This is a genomic window from Pseudomonas sp. LPB0260 (assembly GCF_013388395.1).
The window spans coordinates 4781509-4806872 of record NZ_CP058247.1 but is presented as its reverse complement, the minus strand read 5'-3'; the positions used below and the strand labels follow the sequence as shown (position 1 = coordinate 4806872).

Here is a 25364-nt window from a genome sequence, read left to right as displayed (position 1 = left end):
CCGCACACCCGGAAAGCACCATGCCCGCTGATCTGTGGCGTTTCGCCGAAGAGTACTACCAACGCCCCGGCGTCGAGGCGGCCTGCCTGCGGCTGCAGGCGCGCGGCGCCGATGTCTGCCTGCTGATCTGCGCCATCTGGCTCGGGAGCCGCGGCGTCGCCTGCAGCGCAGCGCGCAGCGGACAACTGCAAGCGCTCGCGCAACCCTGGCAGCGCCAGGTGGTCGAGCGCTTGCGCCAGGTACGCCAGGATTGGCGAGAAGCCGCCCACGGCGACGAGGCACTGGCCGCGCTGCGCGAGCAGGTCAAGCGCCTGGAACTGCAAGCCGAACAGGTGCAACTGCAGCGCCTGGCGGCGGCCAGCCACGACTGGCCGACCGTCGCCGGGCAAACGCTGGATGCCTGGCTGGGCGCCTTGGCGCCCGCTGGCCTGAGCGCGGACGACGAGGCGCTGCGACAGCTACGCCACGCCGCCCTGCAAACTTAGGACTCGGCCGGCGGCGTATCCGGCGCCGCACCCGATGCGGCTGCCGCGGGCTGCGCAGCCGGGGCCGCCGACGAGCTGGTGACAGGCTGGGCCGCCGCCGGCTTGCGCGCCGCCGGTTTCCTCGGCGCCGGCTTGGCGGCCGGTTTGGCCGCAGGCTTTGCAGCAGTTTTCCGCGGTGCCTTGCTGGCGACCGCTTTGCCGGCGGCAGCCTCGGCTGGCGCGCTCGCGGCGGCGGTTTTGGCCGCCGCGGGTTTGGCGGCTGGCTTGGCCGCAGTGCGCGGCGCGGGTCTGGCGGTGGTCTTGGCTGCCGCCGGCTTGGCGGGTGCCTTGGCGGCAGTGCGGGCGCCGGACTTGGCGGCCGGTTTCGCCGCAGTCGCGCCGCTCGCCACCGCGGCGGCCGGTTTGGCAGCCGCTGGCTTCTTCGCCGCCGGCTTGGCCGCGGCCCTGCTCGCAGGCTTGGCGGCTGCCTTGGCCGTGGCAGTGCTGGCCACCGCCCTGGCTGGCGCCTTCGCGGCCGGGACCTTGGCAGCGGCAGGCTTGGCGGCCTTCTGCGCGGCGGCCGGCTTGGCTTCACGGCTGCTCAGCGCCTTGCTCGCCGCTTCCTTGACCTTACCCACGCCCTGGGCGAGCTTGAGGCTCTCCTGGGCATCTCGTTTGAGCTGCTGGATATAGCTGCGGGTCTCGGTCTGCCGGGTCTTCAGGGTGTCGAGCAGGTCTTCCAGCTCGGCCACCACGGCCTTCGCCTTGGCCTGGGTTTTGGCCTTGCCGGCCGCGGCGGCGTCCTGCAGCTTGCCGCGCGCCTTGTGCAGTTTTTCCTGGGCGTTGCCGCGCTGCTTCTCCAGCTTGGCCAACAGCTTTTCGGCATCGCTCAGCGCTTGCGTACAGGCCTTTTCCAGATGCTCGAGCAAGCTGTGGGATAGCTGCTGAAGCAGGTGCAGGGGGGTACCAACCGCAGTCTTCTTAGGGTTTTTCTTGGCCGACATGTCGCGCCTCCTGGCGGGTGTAGATGCTGCCCATACTAGACGCCCGCACCGGGGGTCGCTAGTTCAGCCATTGCCTGGGCGCACTGGCCCAGCCAGGCGCACGGGCGCGGCAATGCGGAATGGATGCTGGTATTCGCCGCCAACGGACAGGCGTCGCGACTCGCAAGCACGTCGAAGAAGAAGCTCGGGGCGAAGGTATGGTCAAGAAGGGCAAACGGCGTCAGGCGCGGCGCCCGGCCAGGGACTGCACGCGCCGTATCGCTTCGGTGCGGAGTGAGCGTGGGCGCATGACAGCGCCCGGCAGTCACCTGTTCGAGTCGGCGAAGGCGGCATGCCCTGATCCCAGCCTTCAGCGCGAAGGGTTCTCAGCGGCGCCGCGAGTGAGTCAAAGGGCGGCTTCGGCCTGTTGCTGGTGGGCGTTGTGCAGCACCTCGATCAGGCAATCCTCCAGCTCGAAGCGCTCATGCAACAGCTGGCCGAGACGCTGCACTTCCTCGCCCAGCGACACGCTGTCGCGGCAGTCGCCATTGTCGCAACGGTCGTTGAACGACAGCGCCACCTCGGTGATCGCCTCGATTCGCGGGTAGATCTGTTTGGCCAGCTCGAGACCGCGCTGATCGTCGAAAGCCTTGGCCTCGTTGGTCAACTGCTCGTAGACCTCGAAATGCCCGGCCGACACGTAGTCGACCAGCACTTCGCAAAAGCGCTGCAAGCTTAGCGCATTGGCACTGGGGGCTCGCCCGGAGTCGCTGATGGCCGCAAAGGCGGCGATCAGTTCCTGGCGCTCCTGCAACCAGCGGTCGATCAGCAGGTGAACCCCACCCCAACGTTCCTGGGCGTTCTGACAACTCTCGAGCATGACGACCTCTCTTCCCTTATCGGTATTCCTGTTATTCGTCCGATCCGAGACGGTTTTTTGTCAATCGGTGCGTGGTCTTGGGAAGGCAACCGCGTGATGGCAACTTTCCGGCGGTGCGTGCGAGCCAGATTATGCCCGGGGGCCGCCATCGACAAGGCACTGGCGGGAGAAAATTTCATACGAGCGTTTAATCGGCGCTCCGCATCGTGCCTGGCTTTCTGCTCGCGAAGGGCCGTGCGCCGGCGTGGCCGGCAATCTCGCGACAGGATCAGTCGCGACGCAACAGCTGGAGCAACGCGAAACCCAGCATGGCGACGAATCCGAGCAGGCTCCACTCCGGGATACTCAGGCCGAACAGGGTCCAGCTGACCTCGGCGCAATCGGCCGAACCGTGCAGCACCAGGCGCACGATTTCCTGGAACGGCAGGGCCTCCATCATGTAGTCGAGGCTTGGCAAACAGGCGGGCAGCTGGTCTGCCGGCACCCCTTGCAGCCAGATCTGCCGAGCGGCCGTGCCGCCACCCGCTGCGGCGAACAGCAACCCCAACCCGGCATAGGCGCGGCGACCGGCACGGCCCGGCGCGTGCAGCGCGGCGACCAGACAGACTAGGCCGAAGCCGATCACGCAGACGCGCTGGACGATGCACAGGGGGCAAGGCTCCAGGCCGACCACGTGCTCCAGATAGAGCGCCGCGCCCATCAGCGCCAGGCAGCCGAGAAACGCGAGGGAGTAGAGAGAACGGGGGCTGGCCAAGGGCATGACGGCTCCGGGGTGGAAAACGAAGCCGCCTACGGTAGAGGAAAGCGCCTCGGCCGATCAAGGCAAACCAGCCGGCCAGTGCGGCTAGCCATCGGCCGAAACGTGCCGTACGTCCAGTGGCGGGGGCGATCTGCCCCCCGCGACTAGTTCAGGGCCGGCTGTGGCAGCGCCAGGCCGCCCAGGCGCTGATCGAGCAGGCCGAGGCCCTCCTGGAACAGCTGGTTGCTGCGCTCGACTTCACCGAGCCGCGCCAGCAGACGCGCCAGCTCCGCGCAGGTTTCCGGGTCACGCTGGAACACCAGGCTGCTCTCGAAATACTCCCTGGCCTTGCCCCACAACTGATTCTGCAGACACAGCCGGCCGACGGTCAGCAGCAGGCCGGCGTCCTGCGGGTGCTGCTTCAGCCAGCCTTCGGCCGCCTGCAGCTGACGCGCCGGATCCTTGCCGCGGAGCAGCCCGTAGAGGCGCACCAGGCGGCCGTCGTAATCGCGCTTCAGGGCGTGATGCAGGAGCGCCTCGGCCTCCTGCTCGGCGCCCAGCACGCGCAGCTGTTCGGCGTACACCGCGAGCAATTCGGGCTCCTGGCGATGCGCTGACGACAGCTGCTCCCAGGCTTGCTTGAGCGTCTCCAGGGCGCCCGGCAGATCGTCCGCGGCGCCCTCGCCGACGGCAGTCAGGCGACCGCGCCAGGCCTGGCGCTCGAGTTCGGACAGCTCGGCGGCGCCGAGGACCTTGTGCTTGTGCAGCTCCGGCAACAGACCGAGCAGCGCCGACCAGTCGCCGGCCTGCAGGTACAGGCGCTGCAGCTGGCGCAGCACCTGGCGATTCTGCGGGTAGCGCTCGCGCATGATCTCCAGGGTCTCCCGGGCCGAATCGCTCTGCCCGCGAGCGTGCTGCAGCCTGGCATGGGTCAGGGCAATCGCCAGTTCGGCATCCGGCTGACGCTTGAGCGCCCGCTCCAGCAGCGCGTCGCTGTCCTCGTGCTGCCCCAGCTTGTGCGCCGCCCGCGCCGCGCTCAGGTAATACATCAAGGGCTGCGGGTCGCTTTCGGCCGCCCGGCGCAGGTAGCGCAAGGCCGGCACCCAACGGCCTTCCGCCAGGTCGACGAACCCCTGCTCGGAGGCCACACGCACGCGGCGGCTGCGGTGCAGGCCCGACCAGGGGTTGATCAGCCGCCCGGAGGTCACCAACAGGCGCAGCAGCAGACGCAGTACCCGCAATAGCAGCCAGATCGCCACCAGCAGGGCGAGGAAGGCCCACAGGCCGGATTCGTAACGGAAGCCCTGATAGGCGAACAGCACGTAGCCCTTGTGCTCGACGATGGCCACGCCGAGCAGCGCCACGCCGGCCACTACCAGCAGCACGGCGAGCAATACCAAGACACGCTTCATGGACGCGCCTCCTCGTCACCCTGGGCGCCCTCGGGCGCCAGCGACTCACGCGCCGACTGCTTGCGCTCCAGGTAGGCCTGCACGGCAGTCAGCGAGTTACCAAGGTCCGGCGCCACGACCTCGACGGTCTGGCCGATCAGCTCATCGATGCGCGTGCGCAGGGCCCGGCTCGCCGGATTCTCCCGGTCGAAATGGGCATCCAGCACGTCGGCGGCCTGCAGCAGGGCCTGCCGGTAGACCGGGGTCTGGCCATGCAGCGCGGCCCACTGCGCTTGCTCCAGGGCCAGGCTGAGCGCCAGGCGCACCTGGGTCAGGCTCTGCCCGGCGAGCAGCGGCCGGATGTTCTGGTCGGCGCTGAAGTCGATACGGAAGTACTGCGACAGGGTGTGCAGCCCCTGGGACCACCAGCTGGCGCCATCGCCCTCGGCGGCCAGCTCACTCAGCACGCCGCCCTGGCTTTCGAACACCGGGTTGAGGGCGCTGAGCTGTGCGGCCTGGTCACGCAGGGCGCCGAGCTGCAGGAACAGCCCGGTGCGATCCGGGTTGCGGGTCGCGCGCAAGGCCTCCAGGCTCTTGGCCAGCTGCTCGCGGGCGGCGAACGCCGCCGGATCGTCCTGGTCGCGGAGGATCTCGTCGGCGCCTTGCACCAGCGCCTTGGCGCTGTCGATGTCCTGCAGGGCAGACAGGCGCAGGCTGGCCAGGCGCAGCAGGTGCTCGGCCTCGGCCAGGCGCCAATCCTGGCGACTGGCACCTAGCACGGTCTCCAGCCGCTTGTTGAGCAGCTGCTGATCCCCCTGCAGCTGGGCAAGCAGGCGCCGGCGCTCCTCCAGTTCCGCCGCCGCGGGCAGCTGCTGGAGCCGCGCGCTCAGGCCATCGGCCCGCTGCGCCGCAACCCCGGCCTGCTCGCGCGCCGCCTGCAATTGCTCGAGGCGCTGCTGATCCCTGGCCTCCAGGGCGCGCAACTGCCACAGGCCCCAGCCGCCGGCCAGCACCGCGGCGATGGCCAGCAACAGGGCCAGAATGGCCAGCAGCAGGGCAACCTTGCCCGGCTTGGACGGCTCTTCGGCCTTGCCTGCCGGCGCAGCCTCGGGTACGGCCGGCGTCGGCTGCTCTTGCTCGTTCGGGGAAGTCGCTTCGCTCACGTGTCCATCCTTTGCATCAGAGGTCAGGGGCAGGTTGCGCCTGCAACGCCGCCAGCAACGCCGCGGCGCTGGCGCCGCGACAGTCCACAACAATCTCGGCGCCCGCGGCGCGCGCCTGCTCGGCGACGCGCGGGCTGGGTACAAACAAGGGTAGCCGAGCCAGCTCGGGCCAGTGCTCGGCCGCCAGCTGGCGCAGATGATCGAAGCCCTGGCCGCTGCTGACCACCAGGCCGTTCAGACGCTCGACACGCACCCGCTCCTGCAGGACGCCCTCGGGATAGTCCGGCAGCCGCCGGCGATACAGCGGCAGATAGTCCACCTGCACACCCTGCTCGCGCAGTCGCTCGGCGAGCAGCTCGCGGCCCTCCTCGCCACGCAGGATCAGCACCCGCGGCGTGAAGGCCGCGCGCAGCGCCTGCTGCAGCTGCGGCAGGGCCAGCAGGCTCTCGCTGTCGTCGCCCGCGTCCGGGCAATGCACCGGCAGACCGTAGTCGCCGAGGATCTGCGCGGTGGCCGCGCCGACGCTGAACCAGGGCTGTTCGGCCAGCGGTTGCGGCCAGTAGCGATCGAGCAGTTCCAAACCGAGCCTGGCCGCGGGCTTGCTCACCACTATCACCGCGCAATAGCGATCCAGGTCGAGGATGGTGGCGCGCTGCTCGGCGGTTTCCGCCAGCGCCTCGATGGCCAGCAGCGGCAGGCTGCTGCTGTGGATGCCCTCGGCGGCCAGCGTCGCCGCCAGTGCCGGGCACTCCTCGGCCGGACGGGTCAGCAGCAGGCGCCAGGCACTCACTCGGGATCGGCCTCGCCGTAGATCGCCTGCAGTATGCCCGCCGCCCCCTGCGCCAGCAGGGCTTCGGCGACCTGCACGCCAAGCTGCTCGGCTGCCGTCTCCGGCGCGCGACCCTCGGCGCGCAGCAGCAGCCCGCCGTCCGGCTGACCGACCAGGCCGCGCAGCCACAGCTGCCCGCCTTCGAGCACCGCGTAGCAGGCGATCGGCACCTGGCAGCCGCCGTTCAGGCGCTTGTTCAGCGCGCGCTCGGCGGTCACCCGCAGGGCGGTGTCGACATGGTGCAGGGGCGCCAGCAAGGCGTGGATCTCGCTGTCGGCGCTGCGGCATTCGATGCCCACCGCGCCCTGCCCGCCCGCCGGCAGGCTGTCCTCGACACTGATCGAGGCGCGGATGCGTTCGGCGAAACCGAGACGGATCAGCCCGGCGGCGGCGAGGATGATGGCGTCGTACTCGCCGGCATCGAGCTTGGCCAGGCGGGTGTTGACGTTGCCGCGCAGGAACTGGATCTTCAGGTCGGGGCGCCGGGCCAGCAACTGGGCCTGGCGGCGCAGGCTGGAGGTGCCGACCACGCTGCCGGCCGGCAGCTCGTCGAGGCTGTCGAAGCGATTGGAGACGAAGGCGTCGCGCGGGTCTTCACGCTCGCAGATGCAGTACAGGCCCAGCCCCTGGGGGAAGTCCATCGGCACATCCTTCATCGAATGCACGGCGATGTCGGCCTGATCCTCCAGCAGCGCGGTTTCCAGTTCCTTGACGAACAGGCCCTTGCCGCCGATCTTCGCCAGCGGCGCATCGAGCAGCTTGTCGCCGCGGCTGACCATGGGCACCAGACTGACCTTGAGGCCCGGGTGCGCCTGCTCCAGGCGGGCCTTGACGTGTTCGGCCTGCCACAGGGCCAGGGCGCTTTTACGGGTGGCAATGCGAATTTCGCGGGGCATGGGCAATTCCAGAATTCGAACCGCCGAGGATGATAACAGGCTGATCCGCCGGAAGCCTGCGGCCGAATGCCATGCATGGCCACGCGCCGGCGGCCGCCTGACTCAGCGGGGCGCGGGCCGGTGCGCGCCGCTAGAGGCTGTTCATCAGTTTGCGCACCCCGGCCACATGACGGCGGCTGACGATCAGCGCGTCGCCATCCAAACCCTTGAGGTACAGCTGGAAGTGGCCGAGCGGCGTGCGCTGCAGGCGTTCGATGCGGTCGCGGGCCACCAGGGCATTGCGATGGATGCGCACGAAGCGCTCGCCGAATTCGTCCTCCAGGGCCTTCAAGGGCTCGTCGAGCAGCACCTCGCCGCCCTCGTGGCGCAGCGTCACGTACTTGTGGTCGGCGATGAAGTAGATGACCTGGTCGAGCGGAATCAGCTCGATGCCCTTGCGGGTACGCGCGCTGATGTGGGTGCGCGGTCCTCCGCCGGTCTCGGCGGCCGGTCGGGTGAGGGCGGCGAGCTGCACGCGGTTTGGCCGTTCGGCCTTCTTCAGCGCCTCGCTGAGACTCTCCGGGCGCACCGGTTTGACCAGGTAGCCCACCGCGCTGACCTTGAACGCCTCCAGGGCAAATTCGTCGTGGGCGGTGCAGAAGATCACGGCCGGCGGCGCCTCGCGCTCGCAGAGTTTCGCCGCGACCTGCAGACCGTCGAGGCCCGGCATGCGGATATCCAGCAGCACGATATCCGGTCTCAGGTTGTCGATCAGGGTCAGCGCCTCTTCGCCGTTACTGGCAGCAGGCTCGAGGACTCGGTAGCCATCGAGGTCGCCGACCATACGGCTGAGGCGGTCACGGGCCAAGGGTTCGTCATCGACTATCAGGACATTCATAATGCACTGGCTTCCTGCATGAGTCTCGCACAAGGATAGCGTAGACAGGTGTAGTGGCGGCCGTCACGGCGCTCCACGCTGAGGCTGGCGCGTGACCCGAAGAGTGCGGCGAGGCGCGCATCGATATTGTTCAACGCCTGGTGCGTCCCGCGTGAAGCCTGCGGCTCCCCCTGCTGCTCGTAGGGATTGCTGACGCACAGGCGGAAGATCCCATCCGTGTAGCTCGCCTCGACCTGCACCAGCCCCCCTTCGATGCGCGGCTGGATACCGTAGACCAGGGCGTTTTCCAGCAACGGCTGCAAGGTCAGCTGCGGTATCGGCAAATCATTCGGCACGTCGGCTACCTCCCACTGCAACTGTAGCCGCTCGCCGAGCCGGTAATGCTCGATCGACAGATAGCGCTTGGCCAGTTCCAGCTCCTCAATCCAGGGCACCAGGCTGCCCGGCTTGGCCAGGCTGGCGCGAAACAGGTCGGACAGATCCAGTACCGCCTGTTCGGCTTTGTACGGATCGACTGCGACCAGGCTGGCGATGCTGTTCAGGCTGTTGAACAAGAAATGCGGGCGGATCCGCGCTTGCAAGGACTCGATGCGCGCACGCAATTCAGCCTGCTCCTGCCGACGCCATTGGCTCTGCAGATAGAAGTAGCGTAGCAGCAGTGCCGACATGATCATGCTGATCAGGGCGTGGCGCAGGTACAGGTTGACCTCGCCGTCGTGCGGCAGCGGCCCGCCGAGCTGGTAATAATCGGCCACCGCGGTGCAGGCCAGGGTCAGAGCCACCACTATCGCGCAGGACAGCCCCCCGGCCAGCGCCGCGCGCAGGCGCGCCAGCAATGGCCGCAGGCGACACAGGAGGGCCGCCGACAGCAGCACGATCCACTGCACGAACAGCGATGTCAGCGCCAGCCGTACCCAGTTGAAACCGGGCAGCATGGGTTCGGCGAGCACCAGCACCAGTACCAGCAACTCGGCGAGCAGGACCATGCTCAGCAGCGCTTCCGGTTGGCAGAGCTCCGGGATGAAGAAGTCATCGTCCGGCTCGTCGCTATTTTTATTGTTGAACCATTGAATATGCATCGGCGCAGTTTCCGTTTAGCGCGCCCGGGCGGCAAGCTGGCCGGCTCCGGCCGGGTGAAATAAATCCCTGAAAACACGTGCCGGCACCCGGATTTGTGATCCGCCCTACACTGGACGCGCCTCAGCCACCGCCTGAGCCAGGGGAAAAGCGGCGCGGCGAATTTGCCCGCGACCCTGTTATTATCGACGGACTTTTTCCGCCGCGCCGGCCGTTATCCACGGCCCGCACGAATCTGCGCACCAGCCGAGCGAATCCCATGAGCACAGAGAAGACCAACCAATCCTGGGGCGGCCGCTTCAGCGAGCCCGTCGACGCCTTCGTCGCCCGTTTCACCGCCTCCGTCGAGTTCGACAAGCGCCTGTACCGCCACGACATCATGGGCTCCATCGCCCACGCCAGCATGCTGGCCCAGGTCGGCGTGCTCACCGACGCCGAGCGCGACAGCATCATCGACGGCCTGACGCAGATCCAGGGCGAGATCGAGGCCGGCCAGTTCGACTGGCGCGTCGACCTGGAAGACGTGCACATGAATATCGAGGCCAAGCTCACCGAGCGCATCGGCGTCACCGGCAAGAAGCTGCACACCGGACGCAGCCGCAACGACCAGGTGGCCACCGACATCCGCCTGTGGCTGCGCGACGAGATCGACCTGATCCTCGCCGAGCTCACCCGCCTGCAACAGGGCCTGCTGGAGCAGGCCGAGCGCGAGGCCGAGACCATCATGCCCGGCTTCACTCACCTGCAGACCGCCCAGCCGGTGACCTTCGGCCACCACCTGCTGGCTTGGTTCGAGATGCTCTCGCGCGACTACGAGCGCCTGGTCGACTGCCGCAAGCGCACCAACCGCATGCCCCTGGGCAGCGCCGCCCTGGCCGGCACCACCTACCCGATCGACCGGCAGATCACCGCCCAGCTGCTGGGCTTCGACACCATCGGCGGCAACTCGCTGGACGGCGTCTCGGACCGTGACTTCGCCATCGAGTTCTGCGCCGCGGCCAGCCTGGCGATGATGCACCTGTCGCGCTTCTCCGAGGAGCTGGTGCTGTGGACCAGCGCCCAGTTCCAGTTCATCGACCTGCCGGATCGCTTCTGCACCGGCTCCTCGATCATGCCGCAGAAAAAGAACCCGGACGTGCCGGAACTGGTGCGCGGCAAGACCGGCCGGGTGTTCGGCGCCCTGACCGGCCTGCTGACCCTGATGAAGGGCCAGCCGCTGGCCTACAACAAGGACAACCAGGAAGACAAGGAACCGCTGTTCGACGCCGCCGACACCCTGCGCGACAGCCTGCGCGCCTTCGCCGACATGATCCCGGCGATCAAGCCCAAGCACGCGATCATGCGCGAGGCGGCGCTGCGCGGCTTCTCCACCGCCACCGACCTGGCCGACTACCTGGTGCGCAAGGGCCTGCCGTTCCGCGACTGCCACGAAATCGTCGGCCATGCGGTGAAGTACGGCGTCGACAACGGCAAGGACCTGGCCGAGATGAGCCTGGACGAACTGCGCCAGTTCAGCGACCAGATCGAGCAGGACGTGTTCGCCGTGCTGACCCTGGAAGGTTCGGTGAATGCCCGCAACCATATCGGCGGCACCGCCCCCGATCAGGTGCGCGCGGCGGTCAAGCGCGGCCAAACGTTGCTGGCCACCCGCTGACAGCGGCCTGAACGGCGGCGCGCTCAGCTGGCCGGTGGCCCGGAGCGCTGGCGCCGGGTCGCGGCGAAGGCGCTGGTGCCCAGCCAGCGCCACAGGCTCCGGGCATCGTCCGCGCGCCCGTCGACACGCAGCTCTTGGGCGCCGATCACCTCTTTCGGCGTGCGATCGCCCGCCCACACCTCGGTCAGCGCCCGCACCGTGGCATCCACCACCAGGGTCAGCTCGCGCCCCGGATCGTCGCGGCACAGATCCGCCAGCCCCTCCTCGACCACCAGCCACCAGCTGCCCTCACCCGGGCGCGCGTCACGAAAGCTGAACTGGATGACCACCGGACAGGCGGGAAAGGCCTCGAGACGGACGAAGCGGCGCACGTCCCACATCAACAGGCCGGCATCGAGCTGGTCGTCGCGCAGGCGACTGCCGATCCACTGCGCGCCCCAGTGGCCGAGGGCCATGACGATCGGCCGCAGGTCCTCGCCGGCCGCCGTCAGGCCGTACTCCCAGGCATTGCCGACGGCCGTGCGCTGGACCACGCCGATCTCCTCCAGGTGGCGCAGGCGCTGGGTCAGCAGGCTGCTGGACATGCGCGGCACGCCGCGATGCAGGTCGTTGAAACGCTTGCTACCGCACAGCAGCTCACGCACCACCAGGGGCGTCCAGCGACTGCACAACGCCTCGGCGCCGCGGGCGACGGTGCAGAACTGCCCGTAGCTGTCGTCCATCGTCGATCCTCCGGGTAGCAACACTTCAGATTCTGGACTAGTTGCCCGATTAAACCAGGCGCAGGCTGAAGCTCATGAGTTCACCCCAATGAGGAGCACGACCATGAGCATGATTGCAATCATCCAACGTCCGTCGGTACTGCTCGATCGCCAGGCCACCCTCGCCCGGGCCCTGGAGTCGGTGGCCGAGGCCGCGGCGGCGGGCGCCGAGCTGGTGGTCCTGCCGGAGCAGTTCATCCCCGGCTACCCCGCGTGGATCTGGCGACTGGCGGCCGGCAAGGACGGGGCGCTGATGGGCCAGCTGCACGAGCAACTGTTGGCCAACGCCGTGGATATCGCCCGCGGCGACCTCGCCCCCCTGCAAGAGGCCGCCCGCCGCCACGGCCTGACCATCGTCTGCGGCCTCAACGAGTGCGAACACAGCCGCGGCGGCGGCACGCTGTACAACAGCGTGGTACTGATCGGCGCCGACGGCGCCCTGCTCAATCGCCACCGCAAGCTCATGCCGACCAACCCCGAGCGCATGGTGCATGGCCTGGGCGACGCCGCCGGTCTGCGCACGGTCGACACCCCGGTCGGCCGGGTCGGCACGCTGATCTGCTGGGAAAGCTACATGCCGCTGGCGCGCTATGCCCTGTATGCCGAGGGCGTACAGGTCTATGTGGCGCCCACCTACGACAGCGGCGAAGGCTGGCTGGCGACCCTGCGCCACATCGCCCTGGAGGGCCGCTGCTGGGTCCTGGGCAGCGGCACCCTGCTGCGCGGCAGCGATGTACCCGACGACCTGCCCGGACGGACACAACTGTTCCCCGACCCGGCCGAATGGATCAATGACGGCGACTCCGTGGTGATCGACCCCCAGGGCCGCATCGTCGCCGGGCCGCTGCACCGCGAGAGCGGCATTCTCTACGCGCAGCTCGACAGCTCCCGGGTGGCGCCGGCGCGCCGAGCCCTGGACGTGTGCGGTCACTACGCACGTCCGGACATCTTTGAGCTGCAGGTGCGCCGCACCCCATCCCAGGCGGTGCACTTCATCGACCGATGAAACCGGGCCAACCGGGCACAGGGCCCGGCAAGCGCCCGACCTTCGACAGGAGACAACAGATGAACAGCCAAGCTAGCTATCAAGGGCAGTGCCTTTGCGGCGCAGTCCGCTTCAGCGTCAGCGGCGAGCCCGCAGCCATGGGCTATTGCCACTGCCAGTCATGCCGACACTGGTCGGCCGGACCGGTCAACGCCTTCACCCTGTGGCCCAAGGAGGCCGTCGAGGTGACCCAGGGCGCCGAGCACATCGGTCGCTACAACAAGACCCCGCAGAGCACGCGGCAATGGTGCAAGGCGTGCGGTGGACACCTGTTCACCGAGCATCCGGACATGGCCCTGGTCGATGTCTACGCCGCGCTCATCCCGGCGTTCGCCTTCAGCCCGGGCGTGCATGTGCACTACCAGGAGGCCGTACTGCGGATCAAGGATGGCCTGCCCAAGTGGCGGGACGTACCCGAAAACCTGGGCGGCTCGGGCATCAGCCTGGCCGAATGATGCCCCCGCCCTCAGCGCTGGAGGCCGACCGGATGCACACGACAGAGGCGACAGGCTCGTCGCAATCGAGGCGTCAATAAACCATACGTCAGAATCGTGACGCAGTACCGTGCAACAGATCGCCTTAGGCTCTAGGCTGACTGCCAAGCAGGCCCGGATCGTCCGGGCCCTTCTCGCGCGAAACGGCGCCTGCCCGGGAGTACAGCGCAATGAAACGGATCCTCCTCAGCCTTGTTCTGTTCGCCGGCCTCGGCCTGCTCCCGGCCTGCGCCACGCCGCTGGTGATTCCCAGCCAGGTGAGCTGGCACATGCAACTGGACGGCAGGCTGCAGAAACCCGACCGTCAGCTATACGACATCGACCTGTACGACACGCCGGCGAAAACCATCGGTGACCTCAAGGCCGTCGGGCGCATCGTCATCTGCTACTTCAGCGCCGGCACCTGGGAAGACTGGCGCGCGGACGCCGCGGACTACCCCGCCGCCGCGCTCGGCGCACCGCTGGCCGACTGGCCGGGCGAGCGCTGGCTGGATATTCGCCGCGCCGACGTGCGTGCCCTGCTCAGCAAGCGCCTGGACCTGGCGGTCAGCAAGGGCTGTCACGGCGTCGACCCGGACAATGTGGATGGCTACAGCAATGCCAACGGCCTGCAACTGACTGCGGCCGATCAGCTCGACTTCAACCGTTGGCTGGCCCGCGAAGCGCACCAGCGCGACCTCGCCGTCGGCCTGAAGAACGCCGTGGAACTGCTGCCGCAACTGGTCGACGACTTCGACTTCGCCGTCAACGAAAGCTGCTACGTCTACAAGGAATGCGACGGCTACCGGCTGTTCCGCCAGCAGGGCAAGGCGGTGCTGATCGCCGACTACCGCGCCTACAACAGCAACCTGTGCACGCAGGCCGCGGCCTCGGGCTACCGCCTGCAGTTCTTCAAGCGCTCGCTGAAGGGCGTTGGCACGCCCTGCAAGTAAGCGCGGCGGTTACTCGAAGCAGATCTCGATGATCGCGCGGCCGAACTTCGACTCGAACGGCATGTAGATGCGCGGCCCCTGGGCATGGTGGCGGATGCTGTGATCGGCACCGGCCACCACCATCGGGGTGGCCATCTCGAAGTCGAAGCCCTGCTCGGCCAGGCGGCGCTTGGCCCCCCCGGTGACCATGTTGGTGATCTCGCCGACCATATCGGTCACCTCGTCGTTGATCTCCGTCGGCGCCTCGCCCAGCATGCGCCGCATGGCCTCCAGGGCCAGCGACTTCTGGAAGGTCACCGACATCGAGCCGCGGGTCTGCGGGGCCAGCATGCCGATCAGCCCGGAGACATCGCCCAACGCTCGCTCGTCGGTCTTGCGCTGCGGCTTGCCGGGCGTCAGCTCGAGATTGGCCATGGTGCTCATCACCTCGAGCATCGAGGCCAGAAAGGGGTTGACGAATTCCGCCCGCATGGGTGCTGCCTCCAGGTCTGCAGCCGCGCCAATGCCGGGCACGGCGTCCGCTTCGAGAATAATCAGGTTCACAGACTACGCCGAGCACGCGGCCATTGGCCAGCGTCGGCCCGCCCAAGCACTGGGGAGAATGCCAGGGCGCGCCGGCGCCGGCCGTGGCACACTGTCCGCTCAGCCCCAGGACGCACGCCATGAGCGAACACCCAGAAGCAGAAGACGAAGCCTTCGCCGAAGCAGCCTTGCTGCAGGCCATCGAAAACCAGATCGAAGCCGGAGAGCCACCCGCCACCCTCGCGGTGCTGAACAAGCTGACCCTGGTCGGCTTCGAACGCGAAGAAATCCTGCAGATGATGGCCCTGGTCCTGGCCCACGAGGTCAAGGCCATGCTCGCCGCCGACCGTCCGTTCGACGGCGCCGCCTACGAGCAGGCCTTGCGCGCGCTGCCCGAGCTGCCGGATGATCCGTCTGAGCCGGCGTGAGTTCGCCCCGCTACGCTAGTCGTTGCAGCCGGCACGCCAGCGCCGGGCTCGCTACACTGCACGCACCCGACGCGGCGAAAGCCCGCAGGGGGCACCTACCAGCCGGGCACCCGCGGTGTCCGGCGCAAGACAACAAGAACCGGGAGCATCTATGACCTTCACCCCTGATCTGGTCGCCGAACTGGAACTGCTTGCGCTGTTCAACCTGGGCAACACCCAGGAAGGCCTCAAGGTTCATCACGTCGCCGCACCCCAGGCCATCGCCGCGGCCCAACGCCTGCACGACAAGGGCCTGGTCACCCAGACCGACGGCGGCTACCTGACCAGCCTCGGGCTGGAAGCGGCCGAACATGCACAGAGCCTGCTGACCATCCTCACCGTAAGCGAAACGGCCTGACCCACTGCGCCAGACAAGCCGCCGCTCGACAGCGCGAGCGGTGGCTTAAGCGCATGCCCATAATGCGCCGCGAGGCTCTGGCGGCCGCTAGCCCCAGCGTCTTGCCCCGCAGAGCCCCGACATGAGCAGCAGCCAGGAAATCCGCCCGGACCTCGACGACGGCATCGACCGCAAGGTGCTGGCGCAGCTGCGCGCGCGCTTTCTCAAGGTCAATGACGGCCGCCTGCAGCGCGCCCTGCAGGCACTGTCGAGCCGCCAGCAACTGGTACTGCGCCTGCTGCCGTTGCTGTTTCACGTCAACCACCCGCTGCTTCCCGGCTATGTCTCGGGCCTGACCCCGGCCGGGCTGTCCGGTTTCGAGCCCGACGACGCCCTGCTCGCCGAGACGCAGCGCCTGACCCGCTCCTTCGCCTACAAGCCGCGCCGCGGCCCGACGCCGCAACCGATTCACGGGCTGTTCCTGATGGGCAGCCTGGGCACGGTGGCCCAGGCCGAGCAGAGCGACATGGACCTGTGGGTCTGCCACGCCCCAGACCTCAGCCCCCAGGAACTCGTCGAGCTGGGCAAGAAATGCACCCTGCTCGAGGCCTGGGCCGCGACCCAGGGCGCCGAGGCGCACTTCTTCCTGGTCGACCCGGCCCGCTTCAGCATCGGCGACCGCGACGCCCAGCTGACCTCGGACGACTGCGGCACCACCCAGCACTACCTGCTGCTCGACGAGTTCTACCGCTCGGCGATCTGGCTGGCCGGGCGCACGCCGCTATGGTGGCTGGTGCCGGTGTACGAGGAGGCGCGCTACCACGACTACACCCGCGCCCTGCTGAGCAAGCGTTTCATCCGTGCCGAGGAGGTGCTCGACCTCGGCCATCTGGCCCGCATCCCGCCGCAGGAGTTCATCGGCGCCGGCATGTGGCAGCTGTACAAGGGCATCGAGTCGCCCTACAAGTCGGTGCTCAAACTGCTGCTCACCGAGGTCTACGCCAGCGAGCATCCCCAGGTCGAATGCCTGTCGTTGCGCTTCAAGCAGGCGGTCTACGCCAACCGCCTGGACCTCGACGAACTGGACCCCTACGTGCTGGTCTACCGGCGCCTGGAGGAATACCTGAGCGGGCGTGGCGAAACCGAGCGCCTGGCCCTGGTGCGGCGCTGCCTGTACCTGAAGGTCAACCGCAAGCTCAGCCGCGCGCCGCGCGACTCGCGCAAGAGCTGGCAGCGCCTGCTGCTCGAACGCCTGATCGACGAGTGGCAGTGGGACCCGCAGCAGCTGGCGCTGCTCGACAGCCGCAGCCAGTGGAAGCTGCGCCAGGTCAGCGCCGAGCGGCGCATGCTGGTCAACGAGCTGACCTACAGCTACCGCTTCCTCTCGCAGTTTGCCCGCCGCGAACAGGCCGGCAGCTCGCTCAACCGCCGCGACCTCGGGGTGCTCGGCCGGCGCCTGTACGCCGCCTTCGAGCGCAAGGCCGGCAAGATCGAGATCATCAACCCGGGCATCGCCCCGGACCTGGGCGAGGACATCCTCACCCTGGTGCACTGTCCGAGCCCGCAAGCGCCCAAGGACAATCAATGGGCGCTGTTCCGCGGCAGCCTGGGCGCCCAGGAGTGGCCGGATTTCGCCCCACTCAAGCGCGCCGGCGAGCTGATCGAGCTGCTCGCCTGGTGCCACCGCAACGGGGTGATCGACAGCGGCACCCGGCTGTCGCTGCACCCGGGCAGCAGCGACCTCAGCGAGTCCGAACTGAACAACCTGCTGGGCAGCCTGCAACAGGCCCTGCCGCTGCCCCTGGCGCCGCTCGAGGAAACCGCGCTGCTGCGTCCCAGCGCGCCATGCGAGGTCCTGCTGCTGGTCAATGTCGGCCTCGACCCGCTGCGCCAGCACAGCCAGATGGACCTGCACATGACCAGCGAACGGACCGACGCGCTGGGCTACTCGGGGACCCGGGAAAACCTGATTCTGACCCTCGATCAGGTCAGCCTGAACAGCTGGAACGAGCTGACCGTGCGCCGTTACGCCGGGCCGAACGCCCTGCTCGAGTGCCTGCGCGGCCTGCTCGACAGCCTGCCGGCCGGCGCGACCAAGCCGCGCCTGCAGGTGCGCTGCTTCTGCCGCAACCGCGCCATGGCCATCGCCGAGCGGGTCGACGGCCTGTTACGCGACATTCTCCAGCACCTCAGCGCGAAGCAGCGTAACCGCTACCTGCTGCAGATCCAGCAGCACTACCATGTGCTCGAACTGGTCCCCGGCCAGACGCGCCACACGGTGCTGCACGACCTGCCCGCGCTGCTCGCCCACCTGGGCCACGCGCAGCCGGACTACAGCCCGCTTTACCTCGACCGCAACGCCCTGGAAGGCGAAGACCTGGCGCTGATCCTGCCCCTCGGCCGGCCCCAGTGCATCCAGGTGTTCTACCGCCTGCACGAGAGCGAGGCGACGGCGGAGCTGACCGTACTGGACGAGCACAACGCGCTGTGGCGCCAGTCGGTGCCGTTTCACGACGAGCAGAGCCTGCTGACCCCGCTGCAGCGCTTCCTGCGCGCCTTCCTGTACCGGCGCAACGCCGTGCTGCCGCTGGACAGCCCGGTGCCGCAGGCGCCACCGGAAGTGCTCTATTACCAGGTGCTGCCGGACGCGCCGCTGCGCGCGCAACGCCTGGAGCGGCGCCCGCCGCCGCAGGCGCCGGCCAATCACCCGTTCTATGACGTCCAGGCGATCGTCGAGCCGGCCGCAGGGCGACGCCCCAGCGTCACCCTGTACTGCAATCATCGCGAGTTTTCCGAACTGGAATACCGCGGCGGCCTGTTCGCCGCCGCGGCCCGCCACATTCTCGCCCAGCGCCGCACCGGCGAGCGCTATCGCTGCTACATCACCGACCTGGACCTGTCCGCGGTGCTCGGCAACGGCCAGGCCCAGACCATTCAGTACCTGCGCTACAAGGCCGAACTGGAAGCGGCGCTGAACAGCGCCCTGGAGCGGGTCTGAGGCGCGCCTGAGGAGCCGGGTAGCGCCGGCGCCAGGCGCTCAACCCTGGCGGCGATACTCGCCGGCGGCCTCGGGCTGGTACTCCACCGCCAGCAGGGCCAACTTCAGCGACTTGCCGCCCGGCCCCACCCAGTCGATGTGCTGGCCGACGCTGAGACCGAGCAAGGCGCTGCCGACCGGGGCGAGGATCGACACCCGGCCCTCACCGCCGGCATCCTGGGGATAGACCAGGGTCAGGTGATAGTCCTTGCCAGTGCTCTGCTCACGACAGTGCACCCGCGAATTCATGGTCACCACCCCGGCCGGCACCTCGTCGTGACCGACCACCTCGGCGCGATCCAGCTCGGCCTGCAGGGCGACGGCGCCCGCGCCGAAGTCCTCCAGGCTGTCGAGCAGACGCTCCAGACGCTGCAGGTCGAGGCGGGTAATGGTGATCGGCGGTGCGCTGTTCATGGTCGTGCGGATCTCCTTGTCGGGAGGCGAAAAAAGCAAAACCCCGCCAGGACGGCGGGGTTTTGCGAGTGATTTCGAGCGACCGTAACACAGCCGGGCAAATAAACAAGACCAGCCGGTCAGCGCCGCGCCTGCAGGCGCGCCTGGGCCTCCTGGCAGATCAGCCGGCGCCGCGCATTGTCGGCGCGGCCCCATTCGAGGATCTCCGCCAGCAGCCGCCCGCAACCCATGCACATGTCCCCAGGGTCCAGGCAGCACTGGCGCCGGCACGGCGAGGCGACCACCTCGGTTGCGGCGCCTCGCCCCTCAGAGTTCGTCGAACTCAAGATCGGCCCCGGCCTGGTCGAGGGTGATGCGCGCCAGCATCTCGCCGAGCTGCTCGTCGCTGCTGTCGCAGATCCAGCGTTCGCTGGCCGCGTCGTAGTCGAAGTGGAAGCCGCCGGAGCGGGCCGCGACCCACAGCTGGCGGATCGGCTCCTGACGGCTGAGGATCAGCTGGCTGCCGTTCTCGAACCGCACGGTCAGCACCCCGGCGGAGTTCTCCAGGTCGAGGTCCAGGTCGCTGTCATCGAAGATGTCTTCCACCGCTTGCTGCGTGGCGTCGACCAGGTCGTGAAAGCGGGCTTCGGTCAAACTCATTGGGCTGTCCTCGGAATAATTCGGGTCTATCAGGCGGGCTCTGGAGGCGCCGACCAGTACGGCGGGCGATCACGCCAGGCTGCAAGGCCTGGTCGGCGCACAGTTGCCGCACCGGCCGCCGGCCTGTCGCCTCCGGCAACTGGCGGAAGGATAAACCGACTTCGCCCAACTGGCGCCCCTGTTTTAGCAGCCGGCGACTGCACGGCCGCGCGCACGGTGCCGTTGCCCGGCGATTCGGCGCCTGCTCGGCGAGGCCTGGCGAACAGCGGCAAAGCCCCGCCGGACGGGAATCCCAGCGCATAGGCAAGGCCTCGGGGGGCCGGTATACTCCGGCCCAATCATGCTTTTTTACAAGGATTTCCCCATGAAGCGGCTGCTAACTGCCCTCATTGCGCTCGTCGCCGTCACCTCCCTGCTCGCGGGCTGCGGCCAGAAAGGCCCGCTGTACCTGCCGGACGACAGTCCATCCGCCTCCACGCAAGACGAATAAGGACGGCTCATGGAAGTCTTCAACTACCGCGACGGCGAGCTGTTCGCGGAGGGCGTGGCCTTGTCCGCCATCGCCCAGCGCTTCGGCACGCCCACCTACGTCTACTCGCGCGCACACATCGAGGCGCAGTACCACGCCTACGCCGATGCCCTGCAGGGCATGCCGCACCTGGTCTGCTTCGCCGTCAAGGCCAACTCCAACCTCGGCGTGCTCAATGCCCTGGCGCGCCTTGGCGCGGGCTTCGACATCGTCTCCCGTGGCGAGCTGGAACGCGTCCTGGCCGCCGGCGGCGAGCCTGGCAAGATCGTCTTCTCCGGCGTCGGCAAGAGCCGTGACGACATGCGCCGCGCCCTGCAAGTGGGCGTGCACTGCTTCAACGTCGAGTCCACCGATGAGCTGGAGCGCCTGCAGCAGGTCGCCGCCGAGCTGGGCCAGACCGCCGCCATTTCCCTTCGGGTCAACCCGGACGTCGATGCCGGCACCCACCCCTATATCTCCACCGGGCTGAAGGAAAACAAGTTCGGCATCGCCATCGCCGACGCCGAGGCGGTCTACGCCCGCGCCGCCGCGCTGCCAAACCTGCAGATAGTCGGCGTCGATTGCCATATCGGCTCGCAGCTGACCAACCTGCCGCCCTTCCTCGATGCCCTGGATCGCCTGCTGGGGCTGATCGACCGCCTCGCCGAACAGGGTATTCAGATCCGGCATCTGGACCTCGGTGGCGGCCTCGGCGTGCAGTACCGCGACGAACAGCCGCCGCTGGCTGGTGACTACATCAAGGCGGTGCGCGAGCGCATCGCCGGCCGCGACCTGGCCCTGGTATTCGAGCCGGGCCGCTCGATCGTGGCCAACGCCGGCGTGTTGCTGACCCGCGTGGAATACCTCAAGCACACCGAGCACAAGGACTTCGCCATCGTCGACGCGGCGATGAACGACCTGATCCGCCCGGCCCTGTACCAGGCCTGGATGGACGTGGTGGCGGTGCAGCCGCGCGACGGCGCCGCCCGCGCCTACGACATCGTCGGACCAATCTGCGAGACCGGCGACTTCCTGGCCAAGGAACGCGAGCTGGCCCTGGCCGAGGGCGACCTGCTGGCGGTGCGCTCGGCCGGCGCCTACGGCTTCGTCATGAGCTCCAACTACAACACCCGCGGCCGCGCTGCCGAGGTGATGGTCGATGGCCAGCAGGCCTTCGAGGTGCGCCGCCGCGAAACCCTCGACGAACTCTTTGCGGGCGAAAGCCGCCTGCCGGAGTGACCTCGATGCTATTGCGCTTTACCAAGATGCACGGGCTGGGCAACGACTTCATGGTCCTCGACCTGGTCAGCCAGCACGCGCACATCCAGCCGAAGAACGCCAAGCAGTGGGGCGACCGCCACACCGGGATCGGCTTCGACCAGCTGCTGATCGTCGAGCCGCCGAGCAACCCGGACGTCGACTTCCGCTACCGCATCTTCAACGCCGACGGTTCGGAAGTGGAGCAGTGCGGCAACGGCGCGCGCTGCTTCGCCCGCTTCGTGCTGGACAAGCGCCTGACGGTGAAGAAGCAGATCCGCGTGGAGACCAAGGGCGGCATCATCGAACTGGACGTGCGCAACGATGGCCAGGTCAGCGTCAACATGGGCGCGCCGCGCCTGGAGCCGCAGCAGATCCCCTTCCAGGCCGACTACGAGGCGCTGAGCTATCCGGTGCAGGTGGACGGGCAGACGGTCGAGCTGGCCGCCGTGTCCATGGGCAACCCCCACGCAGTGCTGCGCGTGGACAGCGTCGACAGCGCGCCGGTGCATGAACTGGGGCCGAAGCTCGAGCATCACCCGCGCTTTCCGCAGCGGGTCAATGTCGGTTTTCTCCAGATCATCGACCGCCAGCGCGCGCGCCTGCGGGTGTGGGAGCGCGGCGCCGGCGAGACCCAGGCCTGCGGCACCGGCGCCTGCGCCGCGGCGGTGGCGGCGATTCGCCAAGGCTGGATGGATTCGCCGGTGCAGCTCGAGCTGCCCGGCGGGCGCCTGTCCATCGAGTGGGCAGGCCCCGGCCAGCCCGTTATGATGACCGGGCCCGCAGTCCGCGTCTTCGAAGGACAGGTTCGCCTATGACCGACCAGCAGAGCTCGCCCAAGCCACTCGATTCGGAGACGGTCGCCGCCTACCTGCGCCTGCATCCGGAATTCTTCATCGACCACGACGAGCTGATCCCCGAGCTGCGCATTCCCCATCAGCGCGGCGACACCGTGTCGCTGGTCGAGCGCCAGGTCAAGCTGCTGCGCGAGCGCAACATCGAGATGCGCCACCGCCTGTCGCAGCTGATGGACGTGGCCCGGGAGAACGACCGGCTGTTCGACAAGACCCGCCGCCTGGTGCTCGACCTGCTCGATGCCGGCAGCCTGGAAGAAGTGGTCAGCGCCGTCGAGGACAGCCTGCGCAGCGAGTTCAAGGTGCCCTTCGTCAGCCTGATCCTGTTCAGCGAAACGCCGCTGCCGGTCGGCCGTACGGTCAGTGGCGCCGAGGCGCACCAGGCCATCGGCGGCCTGCTGGCCGGCGGCAAGACCATCTGCGGGGTACTGCGCAAGCATGAACTGGCGTTCCTGTTCGGCGCCGAGGACGCCGAGCAAGTCGGCTCGGCCGCCGTGGTGGCCGTGGCGCACCAGGGCCTGCACGGCGTGCTGGCCATCGGCAGCGCCGACCCGCAGCACTACAAGAGCTCCCTCGGCACCCTGTTCCTCGGCTATATCGCCGAAGTCCTGGCCCGCGTGCTGCCGCGCTTCGCCACCCCGCTGCGCTCGGTGCGCTAGCCCGCGCCCGACGCGGGGTCGCTGCCGCTCAGCTCCAGCACCACGAGAACCCCGTATGAAGCTCAGCAGCACCACGCCCATCCTGCGGATATTCGACGAGGCCAAGGCCCGCGCCTTCTACCTCGACTTCCTCGGCTTCCGGGTCGACTGGCAGCACCGCTTCGAACCGGGCCTGCCCCTGTACCTGCAGATTTCCCGGAGCGGCTGCGTGCTGCACCTCTCCGAGCATCACGGCGACTGCTGTCCCGGCGCGGCGCTGCGCATCGAATCCGACGACGTGCAGGCGCTGCACCAGGAGCTGCTGACCAAGGACTATGGCTATGCCCGGCCGAGCATCGCGCAGATGCCCTGGGGCAGCTGCGACATGCCGATCTGCGATCCCTTCGGCAATCGACTGATATTCACCAGCTCGGCCGGCGGCTGAGCCGCCCCGTCGGGAGCCTCCATGCACAGCCAGCTCGACGCCTACCTCGAACACCTGCGCAGCGAGCGCCAGGTCTCCGCTCACACCCTGGACGGCTATCGCCGCGACCTCGGCAAACTGCTGGCATTCTGCGAGGCCCAGGCGCTGCCTGCCTGGACCGACCTGGATAGCTGCCAGCTGCGCCGTCTGGTGGCCCAGCTGCACCAGCAGGGCCAGTCCAGTCGCAGTCTGGCGCGCCTGCTCTCGGCGGTGCGCGGCTTGTACCGCTACCTGATCCGCGAAGGCCTGGCCGAGCATGATCCGGCCAGCGGCCTGAGCCCACCGAAGGGCGAGCGCCGGCTGCCCAGGACCCTGGACGCCGACCGCACCGCACAACTGCTCGACGGCGCGGTGGAGGACGACTTCCTCGCCCGGCGCGACCAGGCCATGCTCGAGCTGTTCTACTCCTCGGGGCTGCGCCTGTCCGAGCTGGTCGGCCTGAATCTCGACGGCCTCGACCTGGCCGCCGGGCTGGTGCGGGTCTGCGGCAAGGGCAACAAGACCCGCGAGCTGCCACTCGGGCGCATGGCCCGCCAGGCCCTGGAACAATGGTTGGCCCTGCGCGCCCTGGCCGGCCCCATCGACGGCGCGCTGTTCATCAGCCAGCAGGGCCGGCGCCTCGGCCCGCGCGCCGTGCAGTTGCGCGTGCGCCAGGCCGGGGTGCGCGAGCTCGGCCAGCACCTGCACCCGCACATGCTGCGCCACTCCTTCGCCAGCCACCTGCTGGAGTCCTCCCAGGACCTGCGGGCGGTGCAGGAGCTGCTCGGCCATGCCGACATCGCCACGACCCAGGTCTACACCCACCTGGACTTCCAACACCTGGCCACGGTGTATGACCGTGCTCACCCCCGGGCCAAACGCAAAGGCGGCGCAGAATGACCATCGAACTGATCACCTTCGACCTCGACGACACCCTGTGGGACGTGACCCCGGTGATGCAGGATGCCGAAGCAGCGCTGCGCAACTGGCTGACCCTGCACGCCCCGCGCCTGGGCACCATGCCGGTGGATCACCTGTGGACCATTCGCGCCCAGCTGCTGGATGACGAGCCGGCGCTCAGGCACCGCCTCAGCGAACTGCGCCGGCGCATCCTGTTCAACGCCCTGGAGAGCGCCGGCTACCCCCATGAGGACGCTGCCACCCTGGCCGAATGTGGCTTCCAGGTATTCCTCGCCGCGCGCCATCAGGTCGAGCTGTTCGCCGAGGTGCATCCGACCCTGGAAGCCCTGGCCAGCCGCTTCAAGCTCGCGGTGATCACCAACGGCAACGCCGATGTGCGCCGCCTGGGCCTGGCCGACTATTTCCAGTTCGCCCTGTGCGCCGAGGAGCTGGGCGTCGGCAAGCCCGACCCCAAGCCCTTTACCGAAGCCCTGGCCCGCGCCGGGGTGAAGGCCGAGCACGCGGTGCATATCGGCGATCACCCCAGCGACGACATCGGCGGCGCCCAGGCCGCCGGCCTGCGGGCGATCTGGTTCAATCCCGAGGGCAAGGCCTGGCAGGCGGCCGGCACGCCGGACGCGGAAATCGCCAGCCTGGCCGAACTGCCGGCGCTGCTGCAGCGCTGGACCTGAGCCCGGGCGCCGGCGAGGCATAAAAAAGCCCGCCGGCAGGCGGGCTCTGACAGCGCGGCACAGCCCTCAGATGGGGCGGCTGCCGTACTTGTTGTCGGGCTTCTTGGGCGGGTCGGAGACCACATTGGGCTCGACCTCCTGCACCTTGCCGCCGCGCGCGAGAAATTCTTCCATAGCGCGCGCCAGGGCATCGCGCTCCTTCTGCTTGGCTTCGACGCTCGGCAGTTCCTCGACGTCGGCCGCGGCCTTGCTCTTGGCCTTGCTCTTGACCGGCGTTGCCGCCTCGTCGTCGCCGTCATCACCGCTGTCGCCGGTGTCCGCTGCGGCCAGCTCCTCGCCGTCGTCCTCGTCGGCCCCGTCCAGGTCGTCTTGTTCCAGATCGTCGTCGCTCATGTTCAACCTCATGACTTGCAAAAGCAGGTTAGTTATAGCCCAGCTGCGTAACCTATCG

Annotated in this window: 30 protein-coding genes; 15 read left to right on the top strand and 15 right to left on the bottom strand. The window is 68.4% G+C overall.

From position 1 onward, the window contains the following. The first annotated feature begins 20 nt into the window (after nt 1–20). The gene (locus LPB260_RS21475) at nt 21–485 is read left to right on the top strand and encodes a TIGR02444 family protein (protein WP_208707890.1); all 465 of its coding nucleotides are present in this window, start codon (nt 21–23) and stop codon (nt 483–485) included. Here LPB260_RS21475 and LPB260_RS21470 read toward each other — a convergent pair. The 9 genes from LPB260_RS21470 to LPB260_RS21430 form a co-directional block, all read right to left on the bottom strand. Continuing rightward, nucleotides 482–1468: an AlgP family protein gene (locus tag LPB260_RS21470; RefSeq protein ID WP_208707889.1), complete on the bottom strand. Its 987-nt coding sequence runs from the start codon at nt 1466–1468 to the stop codon at nt 482–484. The genes LPB260_RS21475 and LPB260_RS21470 overlap by 4 nt on opposite strands. A 385-nt stretch (nt 1469–1853) precedes the next feature. After that, complete coding sequence (rsd, locus tag LPB260_RS21465) at nt 1854–2327, bottom strand: sigma D regulator (protein ID WP_208707888.1); 474 nt, start codon at nt 2325–2327, stop codon at nt 1854–1856. A 268-nt stretch (nt 2328–2595) separates the two neighbouring features. Next, on the bottom strand, nt 2596–3087 hold the full coding sequence (locus LPB260_RS21460) for a disulfide bond formation protein B (protein ID WP_208707887.1): 492 nt from the start codon (nt 3085–3087) through the stop codon (nt 2596–2598). Between the two features lie 143 nt (nt 3088–3230). Beyond that, complete coding sequence (locus LPB260_RS21455) at nt 3231–4478, bottom strand: heme biosynthesis HemY N-terminal domain-containing protein (RefSeq protein WP_208707886.1); 1248 nt, start codon at nt 4476–4478, stop codon at nt 3231–3233. Further along, the gene (locus LPB260_RS21450; protein WP_208707885.1) at nt 4475–5620 is read right to left on the bottom strand and encodes a uroporphyrinogen-III C-methyltransferase; all 1146 of its coding nucleotides are present in this window, start codon (nt 5618–5620) and stop codon (nt 4475–4477) included. The genes LPB260_RS21455 and LPB260_RS21450 overlap by 4 nt, the downstream gene beginning before the upstream one ends. Nucleotides 5621–5636: 16 nt before the next feature. Beyond that, the gene (locus LPB260_RS21445) at nt 5637–6410 is read right to left on the bottom strand and encodes a uroporphyrinogen-III synthase (protein ID WP_208707884.1); all 774 of its coding nucleotides are present in this window, start codon (nt 6408–6410) and stop codon (nt 5637–5639) included. Then, nucleotides 6407–7345, bottom strand: a complete 939-nt coding sequence (hemC, locus tag LPB260_RS21440; RefSeq protein ID WP_208707883.1) for a hydroxymethylbilane synthase — start codon at nt 7343–7345, stop codon at nt 6407–6409. Before hemC ends, LPB260_RS21445 begins: the two co-directional genes overlap by 4 nt. Nucleotides 7346–7475: 130 nt before the next feature. Next, nucleotides 7476–8222: a LytTR family DNA-binding domain-containing protein gene (locus LPB260_RS21435; RefSeq protein WP_208707882.1), complete on the bottom strand. Its 747-nt coding sequence runs from the start codon at nt 8220–8222 to the stop codon at nt 7476–7478. After that, nucleotides 8219–9301, bottom strand: a complete 1083-nt coding sequence (locus tag LPB260_RS21430) for a sensor histidine kinase (RefSeq protein WP_208707881.1) — start codon at nt 9299–9301, stop codon at nt 8219–8221. Before LPB260_RS21430 ends, LPB260_RS21435 begins: the two co-directional genes overlap by 4 nt. Before the next feature lie 257 nt (nt 9302–9558). Here LPB260_RS21430 and argH point away from each other — a divergent pair, with 257 nt between their 5' ends. Continuing rightward, nucleotides 9559–10953, top strand: coding sequence for an argininosuccinate lyase (gene argH, locus LPB260_RS21425; protein ID WP_208707880.1), 1395 nt, complete (start codon nt 9559–9561; stop codon nt 10951–10953). A gap of 23 nt (nt 10954–10976) precedes the next feature. Here the strand turns inward: argH and LPB260_RS21420 are convergent, their stop codons facing one another. Beyond that, entirely contained in the window at nt 10977–11675 is a 699-nt protein-coding gene (locus LPB260_RS21420) for a helix-turn-helix domain-containing protein (protein ID WP_208707879.1), read from the bottom strand. Between the two features lie 103 nt (nt 11676–11778). Here LPB260_RS21420 and LPB260_RS21415 point away from each other — a divergent pair, with 103 nt between their 5' ends. The 3 genes from LPB260_RS21415 (at nt 11779) to LPB260_RS21405 (ending at nt 14185) form a co-directional block, all read left to right on the top strand. After that, complete coding sequence (locus tag LPB260_RS21415; RefSeq protein ID WP_208707878.1) at nt 11779–12720, top strand: carbon-nitrogen hydrolase family protein; 942 nt, start codon at nt 11779–11781, stop codon at nt 12718–12720. A 59-nt stretch (nt 12721–12779) separates the two neighbouring features. Further along, a complete protein-coding gene (locus LPB260_RS21410; protein WP_208707877.1) occupies nt 12780–13214 on the top strand; it encodes a GFA family protein in 435 nt (144 codons plus the stop codon). 209 nt (nt 13215–13423) lie between these two features. Beyond that, complete coding sequence (locus tag LPB260_RS21405; RefSeq protein WP_256625529.1) at nt 13424–14185, top strand: endo alpha-1,4 polygalactosaminidase; 762 nt, start codon at nt 13424–13426, stop codon at nt 14183–14185. Between the two features lie 9 nt (nt 14186–14194). On the opposite strand, the gene LPB260_RS21400 is transcribed toward LPB260_RS21405, so the two are convergent. Beyond that, the gene (locus tag LPB260_RS21400) at nt 14195–14728 is read right to left on the bottom strand and encodes a chemotaxis protein CheX (protein WP_218281509.1); all 534 of its coding nucleotides are present in this window, start codon (nt 14726–14728) and stop codon (nt 14195–14197) included. A gap of 119 nt (nt 14729–14847) precedes the next feature. Between LPB260_RS21400 and LPB260_RS21395 the strand changes: the two genes are divergently transcribed. The 3 genes from LPB260_RS21395 (at nt 14848) to LPB260_RS21385 (ending at nt 18509) form a co-directional block, all read left to right on the top strand. Then, a complete protein-coding gene (locus LPB260_RS21395) occupies nt 14848–15135 on the top strand; it encodes a hypothetical protein (RefSeq protein WP_208707876.1) in 288 nt (95 codons plus the stop codon). Nucleotides 15136–15286: 151 nt separating this feature from the next. Beyond that, complete coding sequence (locus LPB260_RS21390) at nt 15287–15532, top strand: TIGR02647 family protein (RefSeq protein ID WP_208707875.1); 246 nt, start codon at nt 15287–15289, stop codon at nt 15530–15532. A 121-nt stretch (nt 15533–15653) separates the two neighbouring features. Next, nucleotides 15654–18509 carry a class I adenylate cyclase gene (locus tag LPB260_RS21385; RefSeq protein WP_208707874.1) on the top strand — a complete coding sequence of 952 codons (2856 nt, stop codon included), beginning with the start codon at nt 15654–15656 and terminating at the stop codon, nt 18507–18509. Between the two features lie 39 nt (nt 18510–18548). Here LPB260_RS21385 and rnk read toward each other — a convergent pair whose 3' ends face one another. The 3 genes from rnk to cyaY form a co-directional block, all read right to left on the bottom strand. Next, a complete protein-coding gene (gene rnk / locus LPB260_RS21380) occupies nt 18549–18962 on the bottom strand; it encodes a nucleoside diphosphate kinase regulator (protein ID WP_208707873.1) in 414 nt (137 codons plus the stop codon). Nucleotides 18963–19081: 119 nt separating this feature from the next. Next, complete coding sequence (locus LPB260_RS21375; RefSeq protein ID WP_208710092.1) at nt 19082–19246, bottom strand: DUF1289 domain-containing protein; 165 nt, start codon at nt 19244–19246, stop codon at nt 19082–19084. Nucleotides 19247–19268: 22 nt separating this feature from the next. Continuing rightward, nucleotides 19269–19601: an iron donor protein CyaY gene (cyaY, locus tag LPB260_RS21370; RefSeq protein ID WP_208707872.1), complete on the bottom strand. Its 333-nt coding sequence runs from the start codon at nt 19599–19601 to the stop codon at nt 19269–19271. 364 nt (nt 19602–19965) lie between these two features. Between cyaY and LPB260_RS21365 the strand changes: the two genes are divergently transcribed. Genes LPB260_RS21365 through LPB260_RS21335 form a run of 7 tightly spaced genes read left to right on the top strand, consistent with a single transcriptional unit; the run spans nt 19966 to nt 24913 of the window. After that, nucleotides 19966–20091 carry a lipoprotein gene (locus LPB260_RS21365; protein ID WP_208707871.1) on the top strand — a complete coding sequence of 42 codons (126 nt, stop codon included), beginning with the start codon at nt 19966–19968 and terminating at the stop codon, nt 20089–20091. Nucleotides 20092–20100: 9 nt separating this feature from the next. After that, complete coding sequence (gene lysA / locus LPB260_RS21360; RefSeq protein ID WP_208707870.1) at nt 20101–21348, top strand: diaminopimelate decarboxylase; 1248 nt, start codon at nt 20101–20103, stop codon at nt 21346–21348. 5 nt (nt 21349–21353) lie between these two features. Further along, a complete protein-coding gene (gene dapF, locus LPB260_RS21355) occupies nt 21354–22184 on the top strand; it encodes a diaminopimelate epimerase (RefSeq protein WP_208707869.1) in 831 nt (276 codons plus the stop codon). After that, nucleotides 22181–22879 carry a DUF484 family protein gene (locus tag LPB260_RS21350; RefSeq protein WP_208707868.1) on the top strand — a complete coding sequence of 233 codons (699 nt, stop codon included), beginning with the start codon at nt 22181–22183 and terminating at the stop codon, nt 22877–22879. Before dapF ends, LPB260_RS21350 begins: the two co-directional genes overlap by 4 nt. 55 nt (nt 22880–22934) lie before the next feature. Next, nucleotides 22935–23303, top strand: a complete 369-nt coding sequence (locus LPB260_RS21345; protein ID WP_208707867.1) for a glyoxalase superfamily protein — start codon at nt 22935–22937, stop codon at nt 23301–23303. Between the two features lie 21 nt (nt 23304–23324). After that, the gene (gene xerC, locus LPB260_RS21340) at nt 23325–24221 is read left to right on the top strand and encodes a tyrosine recombinase XerC (protein WP_208707866.1); all 897 of its coding nucleotides are present in this window, start codon (nt 23325–23327) and stop codon (nt 24219–24221) included. Beyond that, nucleotides 24218–24913 carry an HAD family hydrolase gene (locus LPB260_RS21335; protein ID WP_208707865.1) on the top strand — a complete coding sequence of 232 codons (696 nt, stop codon included), beginning with the start codon at nt 24218–24220 and terminating at the stop codon, nt 24911–24913. The genes xerC and LPB260_RS21335 overlap by 4 nt, the downstream gene beginning before the upstream one ends. A 66-nt stretch (nt 24914–24979) precedes the next feature. On the opposite strand, the gene sutA is transcribed toward LPB260_RS21335, so the two are convergent. Further along, nucleotides 24980–25306, bottom strand: a complete 327-nt coding sequence (gene sutA / locus LPB260_RS21330) for a transcriptional regulator SutA (protein WP_208707864.1) — start codon at nt 25304–25306, stop codon at nt 24980–24982. Nucleotides 25307–25364: the final 58 nt, after the last annotated feature.

What these genes read in the sequence shown, in the direction of transcription:
- LPB260_RS21460 (WP_208707887.1), bottom strand. Translation starts at nt 3,087, where the DNA reads ATGCCCTTGGCCAGCCCCCGTTCTCTCTACTCCCTCGCGTTTCTCGGC.
- LPB260_RS21455 (WP_208707886.1), bottom strand. Translation starts at nt 4,478, where the DNA reads ATGAAGCGTGTCTTGGTATTGCTCGCCGTGCTGCTGGTAGTGGCCGGC.
- LPB260_RS21415 (WP_208707878.1), top strand. Translation starts at nt 11,779, where the DNA reads ATGAGCATGATTGCAATCATCCAACGTCCGTCGGTACTGCTCGATCGC.
- rnk (WP_208707873.1), bottom strand. Translation starts at nt 18,962, where the DNA reads ATGAACAGCGCACCGCCGATCACCATTACCCGCCTCGACCTGCAGCGT.
- LPB260_RS21350 (WP_208707868.1), top strand. Translation starts at nt 22,181, where the DNA reads ATGACCGACCAGCAGAGCTCGCCCAAGCCACTCGATTCGGAGACGGTC.
- LPB260_RS21385 (WP_208707874.1), top strand. Translation starts at nt 15,654, where the DNA reads ATGAGCAGCAGCCAGGAAATCCGCCCGGACCTCGACGACGGCATCGAC.
- LPB260_RS21390 (WP_208707875.1), top strand. Translation starts at nt 15,287, where the DNA reads ATGACCTTCACCCCTGATCTGGTCGCCGAACTGGAACTGCTTGCGCTG.
- sutA (WP_208707864.1), bottom strand. Translation starts at nt 25,306, where the DNA reads ATGAGCGACGACGATCTGGAACAAGACGACCTGGACGGGGCCGACGAG.
- LPB260_RS21435 (WP_208707882.1), bottom strand. Translation starts at nt 8,222, where the DNA reads ATGAATGTCCTGATAGTCGATGACGAACCCTTGGCCCGTGACCGCCTC.
- LPB260_RS21335 (WP_208707865.1), top strand. Translation starts at nt 24,218, where the DNA reads ATGACCATCGAACTGATCACCTTCGACCTCGACGACACCCTGTGGGAC.
- LPB260_RS21365 (WP_208707871.1), top strand. Translation starts at nt 19,966, where the DNA reads ATGAAGCGGCTGCTAACTGCCCTCATTGCGCTCGTCGCCGTCACCTCC.
- LPB260_RS21405 (WP_256625529.1), top strand. Translation starts at nt 13,424, where the DNA reads ATGAAACGGATCCTCCTCAGCCTTGTTCTGTTCGCCGGCCTCGGCCTG.
- LPB260_RS21430 (WP_208707881.1), bottom strand. Translation starts at nt 9,301, where the DNA reads ATGCATATTCAATGGTTCAACAATAAAAATAGCGACGAGCCGGACGAT.
- LPB260_RS21395 (WP_208707876.1), top strand. Translation starts at nt 14,848, where the DNA reads ATGAGCGAACACCCAGAAGCAGAAGACGAAGCCTTCGCCGAAGCAGCC.
- LPB260_RS21470 (WP_208707889.1), bottom strand. Translation starts at nt 1,468, where the DNA reads ATGTCGGCCAAGAAAAACCCTAAGAAGACTGCGGTTGGTACCCCCCTG.
- argH (WP_208707880.1), top strand. Translation starts at nt 9,559, where the DNA reads ATGAGCACAGAGAAGACCAACCAATCCTGGGGCGGCCGCTTCAGCGAG.
- xerC (WP_208707866.1), top strand. Translation starts at nt 23,325, where the DNA reads ATGCACAGCCAGCTCGACGCCTACCTCGAACACCTGCGCAGCGAGCGC.
- cyaY (WP_208707872.1), bottom strand. Translation starts at nt 19,601, where the DNA reads ATGAGTTTGACCGAAGCCCGCTTTCACGACCTGGTCGACGCCACGCAG.
- hemC (WP_208707883.1), bottom strand. Translation starts at nt 7,345, where the DNA reads ATGCCCCGCGAAATTCGCATTGCCACCCGTAAAAGCGCCCTGGCCCTG.
- rsd (WP_208707888.1), bottom strand. Translation starts at nt 2,327, where the DNA reads ATGCTCGAGAGTTGTCAGAACGCCCAGGAACGTTGGGGTGGGGTTCAC.
- lysA (WP_208707870.1), top strand. Translation starts at nt 20,101, where the DNA reads ATGGAAGTCTTCAACTACCGCGACGGCGAGCTGTTCGCGGAGGGCGTG.
- LPB260_RS21345 (WP_208707867.1), top strand. Translation starts at nt 22,935, where the DNA reads ATGAAGCTCAGCAGCACCACGCCCATCCTGCGGATATTCGACGAGGCC.
- LPB260_RS21420 (WP_208707879.1), bottom strand. Translation starts at nt 11,675, where the DNA reads ATGGACGACAGCTACGGGCAGTTCTGCACCGTCGCCCGCGGCGCCGAG.
- dapF (WP_208707869.1), top strand. Translation starts at nt 21,354, where the DNA reads ATGCTATTGCGCTTTACCAAGATGCACGGGCTGGGCAACGACTTCATG.
- LPB260_RS21410 (WP_208707877.1), top strand. Translation starts at nt 12,780, where the DNA reads ATGAACAGCCAAGCTAGCTATCAAGGGCAGTGCCTTTGCGGCGCAGTC.
- LPB260_RS21475 (WP_208707890.1), top strand. Translation starts at nt 21, where the DNA reads ATGCCCGCTGATCTGTGGCGTTTCGCCGAAGAGTACTACCAACGCCCC.